Consider the following 17,182-nt stretch of genomic DNA (forward strand, 5'->3'; position numbering starts at 1 on the left):
TGACTGTAATTCCACTGTTCGTTTGGAATTGAATATACTCTTTGGGATTGAGAAGGGAAGTGAATAAATGGGGCAGGATAGGCAAAATTCCCAAGAGTTACTGAATGAGCTTAATTATTTGCGTCAAAGGTTGGCTGAACTAGAAGAGATGAACAGGGACTATCTGGGGATGATCGAAAACTCTTACGACGCTATGAGTATAGCTGATTGTGACGGTAGGCTTCTTTTGATCAATCCGGCTTTTGAGAGAATTATGGGCATAACCAAATCGGAAACACTGAGCCGGACAATTCAGGACTTGACAAATGACGGGATTACCGATGCCAGCGCGGCCTTGAAGGCATTTGAAACCGGCAAGCAGGAATCGGTAATTATAAATACGCGTGCAGGGAGGCAAGTTTTAAGTACCGGAGTCCCGTTTTATGACCAGACCGGTAAAATTGTCAGAGTATACTGTAATATACGTGACGTAACGGAGTTGAATCATTTAAGGCAAAAATTTGAACAATCACAAAAACTGGCTTCGAGATATTTGTTTGAGTTATTGGAATTCAAAAGGGGGAAAACATTTAAATTTGTCGCCCACAGCAACAAGATCAAACAAATGTTGGAAACAGTCCATAGAATCGCCGTCGTGGACAGTACGGTGCTTATCCTCGGTGAATCCGGTGTGGGCAAGGACCTTGTGGCTCGTATAATCCACGAAGCCAGTTCGCGAAACGATTCCGGTTCTTTTTTAAAAATCAATTGTGCCGCCATCCCAGCCGAATTGTTGGAATCCGAACTTTTTGGTTATGAGGGAGGGGCGTTTACCGGAGCAAAAAAAGACGGCAAAGCCGGCTATTTTGAAATAGCGGATAAAGGAACCCTATTTCTTGATGAAATAGGGGAGCTTCCCCAAAAACTACAGGTAAAACTGCTGGCGGTAATTCAGGATCAAAAAATCACCCGGATTGGCGGGGTAAAAGAAAAGGACGTTGATGTCCGTATCATTGCCGCTACCAACCGGGATCTGGAGGAAATGGTGAAGCAAGGTAATTTTAGGGAAGATCTTTTTTACAGGCTAAATGTAATTCCAATCACCATTCCCCCGTTACGGGAAAGGAAAGAAGATATCCCTTTCCTGATCGTCCATTATACCGAACTTTTTAACAAGAAATATAACCGGGCGGTTAAGTTCAGCAAAGAGGCCATTGAAATGTTATGTAAGTATAATTGGCCCGGCAATGTCAGGGAACTTGCCAATCTTGTCGAAAGAGTCATCGTAATCGGCCAGGAGTCAATACTTAACCCGGAACATATACCCGGCAAGTACCATACAGCGGCCCAAAACATGGCCGAAACAGTTTCAGATTTCAAGTCCCTCAGTGATGCGGTGGAAAAATACGAGTTAAAGCTTGTCAAAAATACCCTGGAACTGTGCAAAACCCGGGAAGAGGCCGCCAGTAAACTTGGCATAAGTCTTTCGGGTTTAAGTAGAAGAATAAGAAGGCTGAAACAACTCGAAAATGAAGGTTTTATTTAAATGTTTTTTCAAGTTTAAGTATAAATTAAAAAACTAGGTCAAAGTTGAATGTCATGTTTAACCTTGTCAAAAGTCTTTATTTTAGTACAATAACAGTTTCATATTTGGTTTTGTATGTCAAATTTGACACCCTCAAAATCTGACAATTCTGAAGATCGGGCTGAAAAGATGGTCTAAAAGTTGGCACGTATTTTGCGTAAAATACCATTATCATACATGAATAGAACATTAATGGTTAAGGAGGGAACATCTATGACAGCTTGAGGGAATGCTTTGCCTGTTCTATGGTGGATGTTTTCAGAACCTTCGGACTTGTCAAAAGAGAGGGATATGAAATGACGGTTAGTAAATGGATGCACGTCGGGGTGGCACTGAAGATGAATGCCCGCAATTACCCCGATAAGCTGGGTTGCCAGGACAAGAGAAAAAGTTATACCTTCAAGGAATGGAACGAGCGGTCGTGCCGCCTGGCATCCGCATTGAAGGACATGGGAGTGGGCTACGGTGAGCGGGTGGCCGTAATTGCCTACAACAGGGTGGAATGGATGGAAATTTACGCCGCCTGCGCCAAGGGCGGTCAGATTGTCGTTCCGGTAATGTTTCGCCTGACACCGCATGAATTTGAGTATATTGTTAATCATTCGGGCTGTAAAGCATTCATTGTGGAGGAACCTTTCGTGAAAGGGGTCGACAGTGTTCGCGACATTCTGACCACTATTCCCGAAGGGAATTATATTTACCTGGGTGACGGTGAGGCTCCGGAGGGCTATATCCATTACGAGTCGGTTATGGCTCAGGGCGACCCGTCCGAACCGGACATCTCGGTGGACGCCGCCGATCCCTGGACCATTATGTATACATCCGGGACCACCGGCAGGCCGAAGGGGGTTGTGCGGACCCATGAAAATTATCTGGGCCAGTATTTAATCAACAACATTAACATGGGAGTGCGGCCCAACGACAAGCCCTTGCTGGTCATGCCCATGTGTCATGTTAATTCCATTTATTATTCTTTTTGTTACACCTATATCAGCGCTCCGGTAATGGTTTATAACATGGTTAGCTTTGATCCTGAAGACCTGTTAAAAACCATTGTCGATTACAGGGTAACCTTTACTTCCCTGGTGCCGACCCACTACATCATGATCCTGGCCCTGCCCGATGAAATCAAACAAAAGTACGACACCAGTTGTATACGGCAGCTTTTAATCTCTTCGGCACCAGCCCGGCGGGATTTGAAACTGGCCATTATGAAGTATTTCAAATCGGCTGAGCTTTGGGAAGCTTACGGTTCCACGGAAACGTCCCTGGTCACTTACCTGCGCCCGGAAGACCAGTTAACTAAACTGGGTTCCATCGGTAAAGAAGTTTTTGGGTGCGACGAAATCAAGCTGCTGGATGAAAACGGGGAGGAAGTGCCGGTTGGGGAGGTGGGTGAACTCTACAGCCGTTCGCCGGGTATGTTCAAGGAGTATTGGAAAGACCCCGGCAAGACCAGTGAAGTGTTTCGCGGGAAGTGGTGCACCGCGGGCGACATGGGCAGACGGGACGAGGACGGTTATTACTACCTGGTGGACCGTAAAGCGAACATGATCATCTCGGGCGGTGAAAATGTCTACCCGTCGGAGGTGGAAAATGTCGTGGGTGCCCACCCGGCGGTGAAAGATGGGGCGGTAATCGGCGTTCCCGACCAGAAGTGGGGTGAGATTGTATTGGCCTTCATAATACTGCACGAGGGTTACCAGGCGGGAGATGAACTGGCCGGGGAGATTATCAACTTCTGTAAAGACCGGGTTGCCGGTTACAAGCGCCCCAAGTCGATCCGTTTTATTAGCGAGGAAGAAATGCCCCGGACCGGCAACGGCAAAATCATGCACCGGGTCTTGCGTGAAAAGTACGGCAAGTGGAGTGACTCTGTGTAAAATATAAGTCAGAATATAATGGAATATAGGAAAGATAATGGATTATTTAATAAGTTAATCCAAAGCAGCAATGGTGCCAGGTGTTTAAAGGTTGAAAGTTGAAAGTTTAAAGATGAAGACGATTAGGGTTAATGGCTCAATAAGTAATTTTCGCTGTATTATTATGCAGTATTTACTCCAATTATCAACCACCAACCACCAACCACCAATCACCAATCATTAACTACTAACCACCATTTAACCATCCTGGAAAGGAGCGAACCGGTTTTACACGGTTATAAACCTTCTTCCGCGGGTCGACGGAAGAGGGCCGGGGGCCGTATATGTGACTGTGTTTTGAAAAACCGGTATACTTAATCATGACTGACCGTAAAACCATTAAAGAAATCTGTGCACAATTTAAAGAAATTATTGCCGAGCCTGGTCTAAAGATTCAGCGGCTGCAAGCCGAAAAACCTGCTCCGGTAATCGGGTTTTTGCCCACTGACGTGCCTGAAGAATTAATCCATGCCTCGGGCGCTTACCCCTTCGGGCTGGTGGCTTATGATGGATTATGGGTCAACCGGGCCGACGCCCACTTGCAGACCTGGGCATGCTCTCTGGCACGATGTTCCTTCGGGATGTCTCTGGCCGGGAAGTTCGATTACCTGAACGGGCTGATCATCCCTCATATTTGCGACACCACCCGGATGATTTCAGACATTTGGAAACAAAACCGGCCTTACGATTTCATGGAGAACTTTATACTGCCCCGGCAGGTTGATCGTCCCAGTGCCAGGAGTTATCTCACCGGTGAATTGGGCCGGTTGAAGGCGCGTTTGGAGCAGTTTACGGGCAGGTCTATTAACGGTGAAAAATTAAACCGGAGCATCAACCTTTACAACAAGCATCGTGCTTTATTAAGAAAACTCTACCAGCTCCATGGCCACCACCCGGATCTGATCACCAACCTGGACTTATTCAATGCCATCAAATCTTCCATGCTGATCCCGAAAGGACTGCACAACACCATGGTCAGTGAACTGATCAGCGCTGTTGAGCAGCAGGCCCGGGAAAAACAGGCGGAAGATAACCACGGCCGGGTTAGGGTGGTAGTTACGGGTAAAGTCTGGGAACCCCCGGACATTATGGAGATCCTGGACCAGTCGAAAGTTGTGTGCGTGGCCGACGACCTGTGCACCGGCTACCGCTATATTGCCAACGATGCAGCAGAGGATGGCGATCCGCTGGAAACGCTGGCCGTTCGCCAAATAAATCGCCCACCGTCCCCCTGTTTTGTAAACCGCGAGCAGGACCGCCTAGAATACTTGACCCGTAAGGTAAATGAGTGCGGGGCAAAGGGTGTGATTTTCCTGCATTTGAAATTCTGCGAGACGGAAAATTATGACTACCCGCTGCTGCGTGATGCTCTGTCAGCCGCCAATATACCAAGCGTTCGGGTTGAAACGGAGATTGGAAACATGTCCCAGGGGCAGATTAGCACGCGCATTCAGGCTTTTGCGGAAATGTTGGGGGGAGGCGATATCTATGGCAGTTAGCCAGTCTTTTAAAACAGCCGGCCTCTTGAAAGAGTTAATGGCCAAATATTACGAGCAGGGCAATTTGGCCCGGGAACAGGGATTACCGGTGGTATGGGTGACCGCTGTTTCCCCGGTGGAGCTGGTTTATGCCGCCGGCCTATTCCCTTACTACCCGGAGAATTTCGGAGCCCTGGCGGCAGCGAGAAAAGTGGCCGATAAAATATCCCTGGCGGCGGAAGCGCGGGGCTTCTTCTCCGACCTTTGCGGTTATGCCCGGTGCGGTCTGGGGGACGCTTACGCAAAGGAGCACCCGGTGGGTAAAATCGTGCCGCCGGATTTGTTGTTCAGCTGTAACACCCAGTGCGGCAGCCTGCAAAAGTGGTTTGAAACCGCCGCCCGCATGTACCGGGCGCCCTATTTCCTGCTGGATGCCCCACTAATCGAAGCCCCCACCACTCGGTTGATTAAAAATTATTTTGTTGAACAATTGGAAGAAGCAATCAACTTTTTTGAAGTGGCCACCCGCACCCCTTTCAACTTCGACCGCTTGGCCGAAGTGCTTGCCCTGGCCAACGAAGCCTGTCGTCTGTGGAACGAAATATTGGACATGGCGGCATTGAAACCCGCTCCCTTCGGCTTTTTTGACGCCTGCTTCCACATGGCGCCTATAGTCACCTGGCGCGGCACCAAAGAGGCGGTAATGTATTACCGGGAGTTGAAAAAAGAACTGGAGGATAGGCTGGACAAAAAGATATACGCGGTACCCGGCGAACGCTTCAAAATTTACTGGGATCACATTCCAGTATGGCCCAAACTGCGCTGGTTTTCCGAGCTCTTTGCCGAACACGGCGCCCTGGTGGCGGTTTCCCAGTACACCCATTCCTGGGCCTACCAGTTCGATTTGGATCGGCCACTGGAAAGCATGGCTGAAAATTACAGCGAGGGGTTTTCCAACCGTTGTTTTGAGGATCGGATTAATCTTAAAACCAGCTTTATGAAAAAGTACCAGGTTGACGGTTTCGTGCTGTTTTCCAACCGCAGTTGCAAGCCCACCGCCTTCGGGCTTTACGACAAGCGCAGCATTATCAGCGAGCGTACCGGTTTGCCGGGCATCGTCTTTGAAGCGGACATGTCGGATTTACGATACTTTTCCGATGAACAGGTACGCGATAAGTTTACAGTTTTCTTTGAGCAATTAGCTGCTAAATAACTCTTATGCCCAAAGTATTACAAATAAAGAACCTGGATTGATTATTTAACTTCCATAGTAAGTTTTCATTAAAATTATGAAATAAGGTGGTGTGGTATGAAAAAAATCATGACTGGCAACGATGCTTTTGCCTACGGTGCCTATCTGGCCGGAATCAATGTTGCGGCTGCCTATCCGGGCACTCCCAGTACCGAGATACTGGAGAACTTCAGTAAATACCCCGGTGTGTACGCCGAGTGGTCAACCAACGAAAAGGTCGCCATGGATGTGGGTGTGGGTGCCGCCTACGCCGGCGGGCGCGCCCTGGTCACCATGAAACACGTGGGAATGAACGTGGCGTCCGATTCACTGTTTTACATTTCATACACCGGTATGAAAGGCGGCCTGGTCATCATCAACGCTGATGACCCTTCCATGCACAGTTCCCAAAATGAACAGGACAACCGTCATTACGCCCGGTCCGCCAAAGTACCCATGTTGGAACCCGCCGACTCCGAAGAGGCCAAGCAATCAGTGAAGGCGGCCCTGGAAATTAGTGAAACCTTTGATACCCCGGTGATTATCCGGACTACCACCCGGCTGTCCCATTCTTTAAGCATTGTGGAGACTGAGGATGAACCGGCACTGAAGGCTCCGTCCGAACCGGCTGCCTATGAGAGAAATCCGGTCAAATACGTAATGGTACCGGCATACGCGCACCTGCGGCATCCGGTGGTGGAAGAGCGGCTGAAAAAACTGGCCGAGTTTGCCGAGACCACTGCGCTAAACCGTATCGAACCGGGCAATGATGAAATCGGGATCATTGTTTCCGGCGTAGTTTACCAGTATGCCCGGGAGGTGTTTCCCAATGCCACCTTCTTGAAGCTGGGCATGGTATATCCGCTCCCTGACAAGCTAATCCGGGAACTGGCCGCGCGGGTGAAGCAAGTGGTGGTCATTGAGGAACTCGACCCCTTCATTGAAGAACAGGTACGGCTGGTGGGCATCCCGGCCCGAGGGAAAGATATTTTCCCCAATATTGGAGAATTTAACCCCGGGCGCGTTCGCCGGTGTGCCCAAGAAGCCGGGCTGATTCCCGGGCCGGCCCAACCGTCCCCCGCCGTGTCGGTACCCCAGCTGCCCGGACGGCCGCCCATGCTCTGTCCGGGTTGCGGTCACCGGGGCCTGTTTTACGCTCTTCAGCGTTTAAATGCGACTGTATTTGGAGACATCGGCTGTTACACCCTGGGTGCGGCGCCCCCTCTGAACGCCATGCATACCACCGGCTGTATGGGCGCCAGCATCGGCGTCGTACACGGGGTTGACCGGATAGGCGTGAAGGACCGCACCGTTGCCGTAATCGGTGACTCCACCTTTTTCCACAGCGGTGTGGCTCCATTGATTAACCTTCATTATAACAACGGTACCAGTACGGTAATTGTTGTTGACAACCGGGTGACGGCCATGACCGGGCACCAGACAAATCCCGGCACGGGTAATACATTGCTGGGTATAGAGTCCCCCGTGGTTAAAATTGACGAGCTGGCCCGCGGCATCGGTTTTAAAAAGGTGGATGTGGTGAACCCGTATGACTTTAAGACCGTGGTGGCCACTATCAAGGACCACCTACAATCCGAAGAACCTTCATTAATTGTGGCCCAGTACCCCTGTGTTTTGTATAAACGGGAACGGAAGCCGGCCCTGGTGGTGGATGTGGAGAAATGCAACGAGTGCGGCAACTGTTTGTGAATCGGTTGTTCTCCCATCACCAAAGTAGAAGGGGGCGTCAGCATCAACGCCGCGCTGTGCATTGGCTGCGGTTTTTGTGCCACCATTTGCAATCAGGGCGCCATTAGCCTGCCAAATAAAGAAAGGGGGGCTGAATAATGAAAAAGAAATTGGATTTCCTGTTTGCCGGAGTGGGGGGCCAGGGTACCATACTGGCCAGCAATATCGTCTCCGAAGTGGGTATGCGCTGCGGGTATGACATCAAGAAATCGGAAGTACATGGCATGTCCCAGCGGGGGGGTGCTGTGGAAAGCCATGTGCGCTGGGCGGAAAAAGTCTATTCCCCGTTGATTGAAGAGGGCAGTGCCGATTTCCTGCTGGCCTTTGAAATGCTGGAGGCGGCCCGCTGGCCCCAATACATGGCACCCGGTTCGGTGGTTCTGGTCAACAACCACCGGGTGATGCCGCCGTCGGTAAACCTGGGCCAGGCGCAATATCCGGAGGTAAAGGAAATTGAATCCATCATGACCGCGGCCGGCAGTCAGGTAATCTGGGTCGAGGGCGCAGCCAAGGCGGAAGAATTGGGGAACCCCGCCCTGGCCGGGGTGGTGCTGCTGGGCGTGCTGTCCGCCCGCCTGGACGAGCCGGTGGAAACCTGGCTGCAGGCCGTGCAGGATCTAGTTCCTGCAAAATTCAAGGAACTTAACGTAAAAGCTTTTCTGGCCGGGCGAGAAATGGCGGCGAAATAGCCTATAATTGAATTAGCACTACAGCAAAAAGTATAAGCGGATTTACCGTGGTGCCAGGTGTTGAAAAGTTGAAAGTTGAAAATGAAGACGATCAGGAGTAATGGCTTAATAAGTAATTTTTGCTGTAGTATTAGTAATTGAATTGAATAAATAAGAAGGGGGTTACATCGCCCGTGGTGGAAGCAGTGTTCAATGCGATGTTTATGACCGGCTACCGGGGATACTTTCAGAGCACGTTCAATGGCAGTGCAGGCGGCCATAATTTGCTTTTCCTCAATGGCGTGGAGGACTGCTTGATATCCTGCCTGATGTATCTGCAGGACCATTTCATGAAATAGGACGCTGCGAGCGCACAGTCTGCCTCGATGGACAGCAGCTTTTTCGGGCCCACAATAAATATCAGGCACGGGGCAATATAGAAAACGTTGAAATGCTGATTGCGCAGTATATTCTTATATTTGCTACTCATAAAGTCGGGATTCTGCTCGAGATGATGTAGAAGATTACGTTTGCTTTCGTCCGAAAGCCTTTTGATGACCTCCCTATTTTCAAGCTAGGCTATAATGGGTGTTGTCACAAGCTCTTTAATGATTAACTACCTCCGCACAAATGAACGTGCTTCTAACTTTAGTTTTCCAGTTCTTTCTTAAGTTCCAATACGGTCTCCACGGATAGTCCGGTTATTTCTGCCACGTCATTCACCGTGAAGCCCTTTTTCAAAGCAATCTTGGCAACCTCAACTTTGCCTTCAAGCTTGCCTGCAATTAGGGTCTGTTTTTTCATATCATCCAGGGTCCGCTCAATGTTGGTAATCATTTTTTCCACCTCCCGGGGTTCGGTTTCATCCAGTACACGTTCAATTTCCTTTTGCAGTGTACCTGGTAATTTGCGCTTGATCACGTTCCTCATCCAGACTGTTATTTGCCGGAATTGTTCCTGGTCTAGTTCCTTTAATATGTCGGCTAGTTTCCTGAGCCGGACCCCCAGTTCTTGCGGCTCAAGGGTCTGGTCCAGGTAGAATATGCTGGACACCACGTTAGCTGCACGGTGAAGGTCTTCCTCATTGTAACGAACGACGTCGAAAAGAATGTAGGAAAAGTCCAGTAAACGTCCAGGGAATTGTTCGTGCCCCGACTGGTACTCTCTGAAGCTTTGGTGGGCTGTCCAGCCTTTCTTGCCGTTGTAGAGAACTGCTGGTACGATAGCCGGCAGTTTGAAGTTCTTGCGTCTTCGTTCCTTTTCCGGGGCATTTTTGTAAATGTCCCGCCATATCTCAACCATGTATTGCAGCAAGCGAAAGGGCATAGTGTGGTCTACAGTCGACTGTAGTTCTAGAAGTACATAGAAGATTATTTCGGACCCGCCCAACCGCATTCTGTATACTATGTCGGCCTCTTTATCGCTAAAGTCCTGCAGTACATAGGATTTGTTGATCAACGTCAGGTCGCCCTCTTTTATTTCACGCACCCAACCCTCAGCCACAAATGTCTGCAGCAGTTCCAGGAAGGTCTTTTTGTTAGTCAGAAGCTGCCTGTATCCTTTGTCGTGAGGGTGGTGAGGCGGATTTTGTGCTGATTTCCCTCGGTTTGGCAATTTGTTCACTTCCTTACTGGTATTATATCATGGGGTTAGCTAGGGTGACAGAGGTTATGAAACTTATATTCCCTAACAAGCGATGCATCAGATATGGGCTTTGGCGATATGGCTACTGCTGGGCAAATGAGTCTATTAAAAGCTAAGAATGGTGGAGAAAAATAAATGGCCAAACCATCTTTTGACAAGTTCGCTGCCATGCTTAATCGAGCCGTAGACAGCATTCCACCACATTTCCTACGAGGCTTGACCGGCGGTTTTAACTTGCAGGAGGACGAAAAGTGTGAAGGCGAATACTATATTTTGGGTGAGTACATTGAGGATAGTATCCTGGGCTGCTTTATTGTGTTTTATTATGGTTCCTTCGTGGGACTGCTGAAAAACGAGCCCGACGATTGCTGGGAAGCAGAGATTGTTGATACGGTGCTGTATTTGTGCGCGCATCCCTGACCCCGGTTGTTGAACAGGCTATTACCTCTGCCGGCACTCATCATACCCTGGTTTCCATTTGTGGGTTATCTACATCACGAGTATTCTTTGGACGAAGCCGTTAATTTATTGAAAAGAAATACCAGAAGGTTTGCCAAGCGACAGTTGACTTGGTTTAGACGATATAGTAGTATCAAATGGATAGATATGGAGAAGTATGATATAATAAATAATGTTGCGGAAGAGATTAAATGTTTTATAGCTGAACTTATCCGGTGTCCATAGAAGGAAAAGTATAAAATACCAACAGAGGGAATTATATGACAAAGCCTCAGATAAATTTACAGGATGCTTTTTTAAACCAGGTTAGAAAGGATAATATACCTGTAACAATCTTTTTGGTTAATGGATTTCAATTAAAGGGTATGGTTAAGGGTTTTGATAATTTTACAGTAATTATGGAAAGTGACGGCAAACAAATGATGGTATATAAACATGCTATTTCTACAGTTAGTCCTATGAAACCAGTAAATACTTCTTTTTCGGAAGTTAAGCCTAGCTAAATAAAAGGTGCAGGTCATGTCTTTTAGTATACTATAGACAATCAGTTTCATTGTTTAATGTGTCTGTATTTAAAACCAGCTGATTGACTTGGTCTCTCTTTTCAGAGAGACTTTAATTTTTAGTCAGGTTAACCCGACCGGGCGCATAAACATTAATATAACGCCCGGTGAGGTGATGGAATGGTTAAAATCAAAATGTGGCATACAGCTGGTGATAAAGGAACTGCCAACGAACGTGATGCCAGAGGAAGCGACAAAATAGTATTAATTACCGAAAAACACGGGGCCAGGGCTTCAGATTCGGATAATAAAGTCCATGAGATAAGAAAAGAGCTGGACGCACTAGTTGGATTAGATAATGTGAAAAAACATATAAATGAAATTTATGCCTTTGTAGAAATACAAAAACGACGCTCAAGGGAAAAACTACACACTGAATCTCAAGTGCTGCATATGGTATTTAAAGGAAACCCCGGCACCGGTAAAACCACTGTAGCCAGGATACTGGGTAAATTGTTTCGAGAAGCAGGCATTTTACCAAAAGGTCACTTGGTGGAGGTGGAGCGAGCTGATTTGGTGGGAGAATATATTGGCCATACAGCTCAAAAATCCAGGGACCAAATTAAAAAATCACTGGGTGGTATTCTATTTATAGACGAGGCGTATTCATTGGCGCGGGGCGGCGAAAAGGATTTTGGTAAAGAAGCTATAGACACAATAGTCAAAGGTATGGAGGACCATAAAGATAACTTAATTATTATACTAGCCGGTTATAAAGATGAAATGAATAAATTTATGCAAACCAATCCGGGTTTACGTTCTCGCTTTCCCATACATATTAATTTTCCCGATTACTCCACCGATGAATTACTTGCCATAGCTGATATGATGCTGCAGCAAAGGCAGTATAGTCTATCCAGTGGAGCAAGGGAAGAAATGCGGATGATTATTGAATCCATGCCCAGACTGCACGAGCATAATGGCAATGCCAGGTTGGTACGCAACTTGATTGAAAGAGCCATACGTGTACAGGCGGTTAGGCTGATGGACCAAAGGGAAATAACTAGAGAAGATCTAATGGTGTTAAGCAGGGGAGATATGGTGGGTGCCCGGGATAGTGTGCAAAATTAATAGCATGCCAAGGAGTGAGTAGGTACAATTGAAAGACATAAAGGTTATCGCTGCCGGAGTAGAAAAAAGGACCGAGGAAATTTTTTGCACCTTAAAGCCCGTGGAATATGCCAACCATTGCAAAGTATTGAATGCTTTCAGGGAAGCGCGGGTAAGCTCCTATCACTTAAGGGGATCAACCGGCTATGGCTACGATGATGACGGACGTGATACTCTGGAAAGGGTGTTTGCCAAGGTTCTGGGTACGGAAGATGCGCTGGTGCGGGGGCAGATTGTTAGCGGGACCCATGCTATTGCACTATGTTTGTTTGGGGTATTAAAAAGCGGTGATACATTATTGACGGTGCAGGGCAAGCCGTATGACACGCTGGAGGAGATAATCGGCGTTGATAACGCTGCTCAAGGCTCATTGATAAGCATGGGGGTGCGCTACCGGCAAATTGAATTGATGCCCGGTGATGAGCTTAATTGGCAGGCTATAGACGAGGCGTTACGGAAGCCGGTTAAAATGGTAATGCTACAGCGTTCTTGTGGTTACAGTATCAGGCCGTCTCTTAACATGGCGCAGTTGGACAAACTCTGCCGGTTTATTAAAGAAAGGCAGCCGGGTACAGTTATATTTGTGGATAATTGTTATGGTGAATTTGTGGAACAATCGGAGCCAACTGAACATGGTGCTGATTTAATAGCCGGTTCACTCATCAAAAACCCCGGTGGAGGGCTGGCACCTACCGGTGGTTATGTAGCCGGAAGGCGACAACTAGTGCAGTTGGCTGCCAGGCGGTTGACTGCCCCCGGTATCGGGTCCGATGTGGGACCTACTTTGGGCTGGCAGCGCCAGTTTTACCAAGGGTTTTACATAGCCCCGCATACTGTTATGGAGGCTTTACGCGGGGCGATTTGGGGGGCATGTTTATTCCAAGAACTTGGCTATGACGTTTATCCAACCCCAGAAATGCCCCGCACCGATATTATTCAAGCCATAGTGCTCGGGTCTGCGGATCGCCTGCAGGCATTTTGCCGGGGTGTGCAGAGTGCTTCACCAGTGGACAGCCATGTGGCACCTGTCCCGTCTCCCATGCCCGGCTACAACTATCCAGTTATTATGGCGGCCGGCACCTTTGTCCAGGGTGCCTCGTTGGAATTTACAGCTGATGCACCTTTGCGGGAACCTTATGTGGTTTTTTTCCAGGGAGGGCTTTCTTTAAATTACACCCAAATAGGTTTGATAAAAGCGGCCGAGGAGATTTTACGGCGGTGATAGCTAGTGAATTTTAAACAATTAGAAGCATTTGTTAGGGTGGCTGAACTGCAAAGCTTTACCAGGGCTGCCAAGCAGTTGTATATGAGCCAGCCTGCTGTCAGCTTTCAAATAAAAGCTCTGGAGGAGGATCTCAGCGTTACGCTCTTTCTGCGCAGCGAAAGAAAAGTTGCGCTTACCGAGGCTGGACGATTGCTTTATCCTGAGGCTAAACAGATGTTGGGCCACTATAATAAAATCAGAGCGGGTTTAGATGCTCTACGGGGTCTGAAAGCCGGCCATATGTTAATCGGTGCTAGCACTATACCAGGGGAATACATTTTGCCCGGCATTATTGGTTCTTTTAGGATTAAATATCCCGGAGTGCAGGTGGGCATGCGTATAGCGGGCAGTGGGGATGTGCTTAGGTGGGTGCAGGAAAGGGATATCGACCTTGGCGTGGTAGGTGCTATTGGCCGGCAGGAGAATTTGCAGTTTGAGAAATGGCTTGATGATGAACTGGTGCTGGTAGTTCCTCCAGGACACTGCTGGTCAGGGGAAAACATCGATATTTCTGAATTGGTCGGTGAAAAACTGATCCTGCGGGAAGAAGGTTCGGGAACGCGCAGGTCTATGTTCGATATACTGATTAAACATGGCATAAATATAGATCATTTAAATGTAGAAATGGAACTGGGAAGTACCCGGTCGGTAATTAGTGCTGTGCAGGCCGGTATGGGTATAGCCTTTGTTTCCAGATGGGCTGCTGCAGATGTTATTGAAGCCGGTAAAGTTGGAAAGACCGAATTGCAAGGTATAAGCATGAACCGGAGTTTTTATGTGGTTCAATTTCAACCGTGTATGGTCAATTATGCTGCTGATGCATTTGTTAAAATGTTGAAAGAATATAAAGAACATCAAAAATGATACCATTAAAAACTCCTTATTACCAGAGGTGAATAAGGAGTTTTTTGATGCCTTAAAACTTTCTTACCAGACCTGCAACCTTACCTAATATTTGTACTTCCTTGACTAGTAAAGGTGAAAGTCTGTAGTTTTCGGGTTGTAGGCGTATATGGTCGTTTTCTTTAAAAAACCTTTTAATAGTAGCTTCATCCTCAATCAACGCAACGCAGATATCCCCGTTTTCCACACATGGCTGGCGTCTTACCAACACCAGGTCACCTTCTAGGATACCAGCTTCAATCATGCTGTCACCTTTAATACTGAGCATGAAGAATTCTCCGTGACCGACAAAATCCACTGGTAAGGGAAATGAGTCATCGTAGTTTTCTAACGCCAGTAAAGGTTCACCGGCTGCAACCTTGCCCAGCACCGGTACTGAGATCATTTCTTTAGATGGTTTGCCATGATTTTGCATTAATTCAATGGCCCTCGGTTTAGCAGGATCTCTCCTGAGCAGTCCCATGCTTTCAAGTCTGCGCAGGTAACTATGTACAGTAGAACTTGACTTTAATCCCACGGCTTGACCTATTTCTCTCACAGAAGGAGGATATCCTTTATTATGAATGTTATTTTTGATAAAATTTAAAATTTCTTCCTCGCGTTTATTTAGGTTATATTTCAATGCCAAACAACACCTTTCCAAGTATATAACCATTATAACATAATCAATGAGCAAGTAAACATTTGTTCGCTAAGAAATAATTTTATATTTTAGAAGGATTTATAGTTTAATCGTCGAATTTATCAGAACAATGGAAATTTATTTGGTGATTATGAGAAGGTGGTGAATTATGCAAAAGGTAGCTATTATTGGTATAGGCAATGATGGGGTGTCTGTTTATAATTTATTGAAAAATATTGAGGATATAAAAATTGTATGCTTATTTAAAGCAGGCGCTGATGAAAAAATAGGCAAATTTTGGACTGATGAAAACGTAAAAATTTTAGATATTAATAGACTTCATGAGTTAAAAAATTTAGATGTAATTATTAATACGTTGAATAGCAATGTTGTTAACGATATTATCAAAGGTGTTAGCGGTCCAACTTCAGTTATTGAAACAAGGGCGGTTAATATAATGCTGCGCCTGTTTAGAGAAAAAAAAGAATTACTACAGATAAAAAGGGTTCAGGGAGAGTTGTCTACTATTTTAAATTCAATTCAGGAAGCCGTTGAAGTGGCGGATGAAAATGGCGTGATTAAATACGTTAATCCAGCTTTTACCCGCGTTACCGGGATACCCGCAGAGCAAAGAATTGGCCAGAATGTTTTTGAAATATCGCCTGATGGCGCGCTGGCCATGGCGCTAAAAACAGGTAAAAATGTTTTTGGCCATCGCACCCAGGTGGGGGGAAGTAATGCCGAAGTTGTAAGCAATGCTTCGCCCATTATTGTCGATGGTAATTTGGCAGGGTCGGTAGTGGTTTTTCAGCATTTTACCGATGTAATGAAATTAATGGATGAACTGCGTCAGCGAACTACTATGATTGAGAATTTATGTGATAAATTTGGTCAGGTAACTACATGTAAATATAGCTTTGCGGATATTTTGGGCACCAGTCCTGATTTAAAAAAAAGTATTCAGGTGGCTGAGAGAGCAGCCCGCAGCAATTCAACCGTATTGTTACTGGGTGAAAGCGGTACGGGTAAGGAATTGTTCGCCCATGCAATTCACTTTGCCAGTTCAAGGAGAGATAAGCCATTTATTAAGGTAAACTGTGCAGCTATCCCGGAAAACCTCTTGGAAAGTGAATTCTTTGGCTACGCCAAGGGTGCCTTTACTGGTGCTACTAAATCAAAAATAGGTAAATTTGAACTAGCTAATGGGGGCACAATATTTCTGGATGAAATTGGCGACATGAATTTGATTTTACAGGGAAAGCTACTACGTGTTTTGCAAGAAATGGAGTTTGAAAAGGTAGGCGGCAATCAAACCATACGAGTTGATGTGCGGGTGATTGCGGCTACCAACAGAAATCTCAGGGACTTGATTAGGTCGGGAAAATTTAGGGAAGACCTTTATTACAGGCTTAATGTCGTAGAAATAACCATACCCCCTTTGCGTGTGCGAAAAGAGGATTTGTCATCATTGGTTAATCATTTAATTGTCAAACTTAACCGTAAACTTGGCAAGAAAGTTAAAGGACTTTCCCAAGATGCTGAGGAGGTTCTATATAGTTACGATTGGCCAGGTAATGTGCGGGAATTGGAAAATGTGGTAGAAAGAGTAATGGTTACCGTTGATGAAGAGATACTGTCCAAGAAAAATTTTATCCAGCACGTCAGCCAGTTAAAAATTGCACCGGAAAGGGATGTGGAATTGTTACCTATTGACCAAATGGAACAAATATTAATTAAAAAGGCCCTGGCTAAGTATGGGAATACAGTTGAAGGTAAAAGAAGAGCGGCCCAGGCATTAAATATATCTTTGGCTACTTTGTACAATAAACTAAAAAGGGCAAAGTTTGAAAATTCAAGCATTTAGAAATAAGTTAAAAAAATTAGATAATAAGAATACATAGTATAATCAAGGGTTTGCAGTCAAATTGCTTCTAAAAAATAAAATTTTATGGCTTAATTTGATGGAATTGTATTTTTTAAAAATAAAATATGTTAGAATTTTATT

General features: G+C 46.3%; 17 protein-coding genes. 15 read left to right on the plus strand and 2 right to left on the minus strand.

Going from position 1 to position 17,182, the window contains the following annotated elements:
- The first annotated feature begins 67 nt into the window (after positions 1 to 67).
- The 8 genes from DESGI_RS09210 to DESGI_RS24510 all read left to right on the plus strand — a co-directional run bounded on the left by DESGI_RS09210 (position 68) and on the right by DESGI_RS24510 (position 8,971).
- A complete protein-coding gene (locus tag DESGI_RS09210; RefSeq protein ID WP_006522563.1) occupies positions 68 to 1,525 on the plus strand; it encodes a sigma-54 interaction domain-containing protein in 1,458 nt (485 codons plus the stop codon).
- A gap of 335 nt (positions 1,526 to 1,860) precedes the next feature.
- Positions 1,861 to 3,447, plus strand: coding sequence for a class I adenylate-forming enzyme family protein (locus DESGI_RS09215; protein WP_006522564.1), 1,587 nt, complete (start codon positions 1,861 to 1,863; stop codon positions 3,445 to 3,447).
- Between the two features lie 359 nt (positions 3,448 to 3,806).
- Positions 3,807 to 4,985, plus strand: a complete 1,179-nt coding sequence (locus DESGI_RS23025) for a 2-hydroxyacyl-CoA dehydratase subunit D (protein ID WP_006522565.1) — start codon at positions 3,807 to 3,809, stop codon at positions 4,983 to 4,985.
- The gene (locus DESGI_RS09225; protein WP_006522566.1) at positions 4,975 to 6,177 is read left to right on the plus strand and encodes a 2-hydroxyacyl-CoA dehydratase subunit D; all 1,203 of its coding nucleotides are present in this window, start codon (positions 4,975 to 4,977) and stop codon (positions 6,175 to 6,177) included. Before DESGI_RS23025 ends, DESGI_RS09225 begins: the two co-directional genes overlap by 11 nt.
- 96 nt (positions 6,178 to 6,273) lie before the next feature.
- The gene (locus tag DESGI_RS09230; protein ID WP_006522567.1) at positions 6,274 to 7,905 is read left to right on the plus strand and encodes a thiamine pyrophosphate-dependent enzyme; all 1,632 of its coding nucleotides are present in this window, start codon (positions 6,274 to 6,276) and stop codon (positions 7,903 to 7,905) included.
- A gap of 42 nt (positions 7,906 to 7,947) precedes the next feature.
- Positions 7,948 to 8,043 carry a 4Fe-4S binding protein gene (locus DESGI_RS26300; RefSeq protein WP_337833200.1) on the plus strand — a complete coding sequence of 32 codons (96 nt, stop codon included), beginning with the start codon at positions 7,948 to 7,950 and terminating at the stop codon, positions 8,041 to 8,043.
- Complete coding sequence (locus DESGI_RS09235) at positions 8,043 to 8,633, plus strand: indolepyruvate oxidoreductase subunit beta (protein ID WP_006522568.1); 591 nt, start codon at positions 8,043 to 8,045, stop codon at positions 8,631 to 8,633. The genes DESGI_RS26300 and DESGI_RS09235 overlap by 1 nt, the downstream gene beginning before the upstream one ends.
- Positions 8,634 to 8,806: 173 nt before the next feature.
- A complete protein-coding gene (locus DESGI_RS24510) occupies positions 8,807 to 8,971 on the plus strand; it encodes a hypothetical protein (RefSeq protein ID WP_006522569.1) in 165 nt (54 codons plus the stop codon).
- A 289-nt stretch (positions 8,972 to 9,260) separates the two neighbouring features.
- Here the strand turns inward: DESGI_RS24510 and DESGI_RS09240 are convergent, their stop codons facing one another.
- The gene (locus DESGI_RS09240; protein ID WP_006522570.1) at positions 9,261 to 10,226 is read right to left on the minus strand and encodes an Rpn family recombination-promoting nuclease/putative transposase; all 966 of its coding nucleotides are present in this window, start codon (positions 10,224 to 10,226) and stop codon (positions 9,261 to 9,263) included.
- 165 nt (positions 10,227 to 10,391) lie between these two features.
- Here DESGI_RS09240 and DESGI_RS09245 point away from each other — a divergent pair, with 165 nt between their 5' ends.
- From DESGI_RS09245 to DESGI_RS09265, 6 genes are all read left to right on the plus strand, one after another.
- On the plus strand, positions 10,392 to 10,676 hold the full coding sequence (locus tag DESGI_RS09245) for a hypothetical protein (RefSeq protein ID WP_006522571.1): 285 nt from the start codon (positions 10,392 to 10,394) through the stop codon (positions 10,674 to 10,676).
- 60 nt (positions 10,677 to 10,736) lie between these two features.
- The gene (locus tag DESGI_RS23790; protein ID WP_245561202.1) at positions 10,737 to 10,940 is read left to right on the plus strand and encodes a hypothetical protein; all 204 of its coding nucleotides are present in this window, start codon (positions 10,737 to 10,739) and stop codon (positions 10,938 to 10,940) included.
- A 35-nt stretch (positions 10,941 to 10,975) separates the two neighbouring features.
- Positions 10,976 to 11,218 (plus strand): RNA chaperone Hfq, encoded by a 243-nt coding sequence (gene hfq / locus DESGI_RS09250; RefSeq protein WP_006522572.1) that lies wholly within the window; start codon positions 10,976 to 10,978, stop codon positions 11,216 to 11,218.
- 180 nt (positions 11,219 to 11,398) lie between these two features.
- Complete coding sequence (locus tag DESGI_RS09255) at positions 11,399 to 12,349, plus strand: AAA family ATPase (RefSeq protein ID WP_006522573.1); 951 nt, start codon at positions 11,399 to 11,401, stop codon at positions 12,347 to 12,349.
- Between the two features lie 28 nt (positions 12,350 to 12,377).
- A complete protein-coding gene (locus DESGI_RS09260) occupies positions 12,378 to 13,610 on the plus strand; it encodes a methionine gamma-lyase family protein (protein ID WP_006522574.1) in 1,233 nt (410 codons plus the stop codon).
- 6 nt (positions 13,611 to 13,616) lie between these two features.
- Positions 13,617 to 14,516 carry a selenium metabolism-associated LysR family transcriptional regulator gene (locus tag DESGI_RS09265; RefSeq protein ID WP_006522575.1) on the plus strand — a complete coding sequence of 300 codons (900 nt, stop codon included), beginning with the start codon at positions 13,617 to 13,619 and terminating at the stop codon, positions 14,514 to 14,516.
- Positions 14,517 to 14,568: 52 nt separating this feature from the next.
- Here DESGI_RS09265 and lexA read toward each other — a convergent pair whose 3' ends face one another.
- Positions 14,569 to 15,210, minus strand: a complete 642-nt coding sequence (gene lexA, locus DESGI_RS09270; RefSeq protein WP_083940019.1) for a transcriptional repressor LexA — start codon at positions 15,208 to 15,210, stop codon at positions 14,569 to 14,571.
- 136 nt (positions 15,211 to 15,346) lie between these two features.
- On the opposite strand from lexA, the gene DESGI_RS09275 reads away from it, so the two are divergent.
- Positions 15,347 to 17,041 carry a sigma-54 interaction domain-containing protein gene (locus DESGI_RS09275; RefSeq protein ID WP_006522577.1) on the plus strand — a complete coding sequence of 565 codons (1,695 nt, stop codon included), beginning with the start codon at positions 15,347 to 15,349 and terminating at the stop codon, positions 17,039 to 17,041.
- The last annotated feature ends 141 nt before the right edge of the window (positions 17,042 to 17,182 follow it).

This window comes from Desulfoscipio gibsoniae DSM 7213 (assembly GCF_000233715.2).
GTDB lineage: Bacteria > Bacillota > Desulfotomaculia > Desulfotomaculales > Desulfallaceae > Sporotomaculum > Sporotomaculum gibsoniae.

Coding starts and splice junctions, on each gene's coding strand:
- lexA (WP_083940019.1), bottom strand. CDS start 15,210: ATGGTTATATACTTGGAAAGGTGTTGTTTGGCATTGAAATATAACCTA.
- DESGI_RS23025 (WP_006522565.1), top strand. CDS start 3,807: ATGACTGACCGTAAAACCATTAAAGAAATCTGTGCACAATTTAAAGAA.
- DESGI_RS09210 (WP_006522563.1), top strand. CDS start 68: ATGGGGCAGGATAGGCAAAATTCCCAAGAGTTACTGAATGAGCTTAAT.
- DESGI_RS09245 (WP_006522571.1), top strand. CDS start 10,392: ATGGCCAAACCATCTTTTGACAAGTTCGCTGCCATGCTTAATCGAGCC.
- DESGI_RS09255 (WP_006522573.1), top strand. CDS start 11,399: ATGGTTAAAATCAAAATGTGGCATACAGCTGGTGATAAAGGAACTGCC.
- DESGI_RS09235 (WP_006522568.1), top strand. CDS start 8,043: ATGAAAAAGAAATTGGATTTCCTGTTTGCCGGAGTGGGGGGCCAGGGT.
- hfq (WP_006522572.1), top strand. CDS start 10,976: ATGACAAAGCCTCAGATAAATTTACAGGATGCTTTTTTAAACCAGGTT.
- DESGI_RS09225 (WP_006522566.1), top strand. CDS start 4,975: ATGGCAGTTAGCCAGTCTTTTAAAACAGCCGGCCTCTTGAAAGAGTTA.
- DESGI_RS09215 (WP_006522564.1), top strand. CDS start 1,861: ATGACGGTTAGTAAATGGATGCACGTCGGGGTGGCACTGAAGATGAAT.
- DESGI_RS09230 (WP_006522567.1), top strand. CDS start 6,274: ATGAAAAAAATCATGACTGGCAACGATGCTTTTGCCTACGGTGCCTAT.
- DESGI_RS09275 (WP_006522577.1), top strand. CDS start 15,347: ATGCAAAAGGTAGCTATTATTGGTATAGGCAATGATGGGGTGTCTGTT.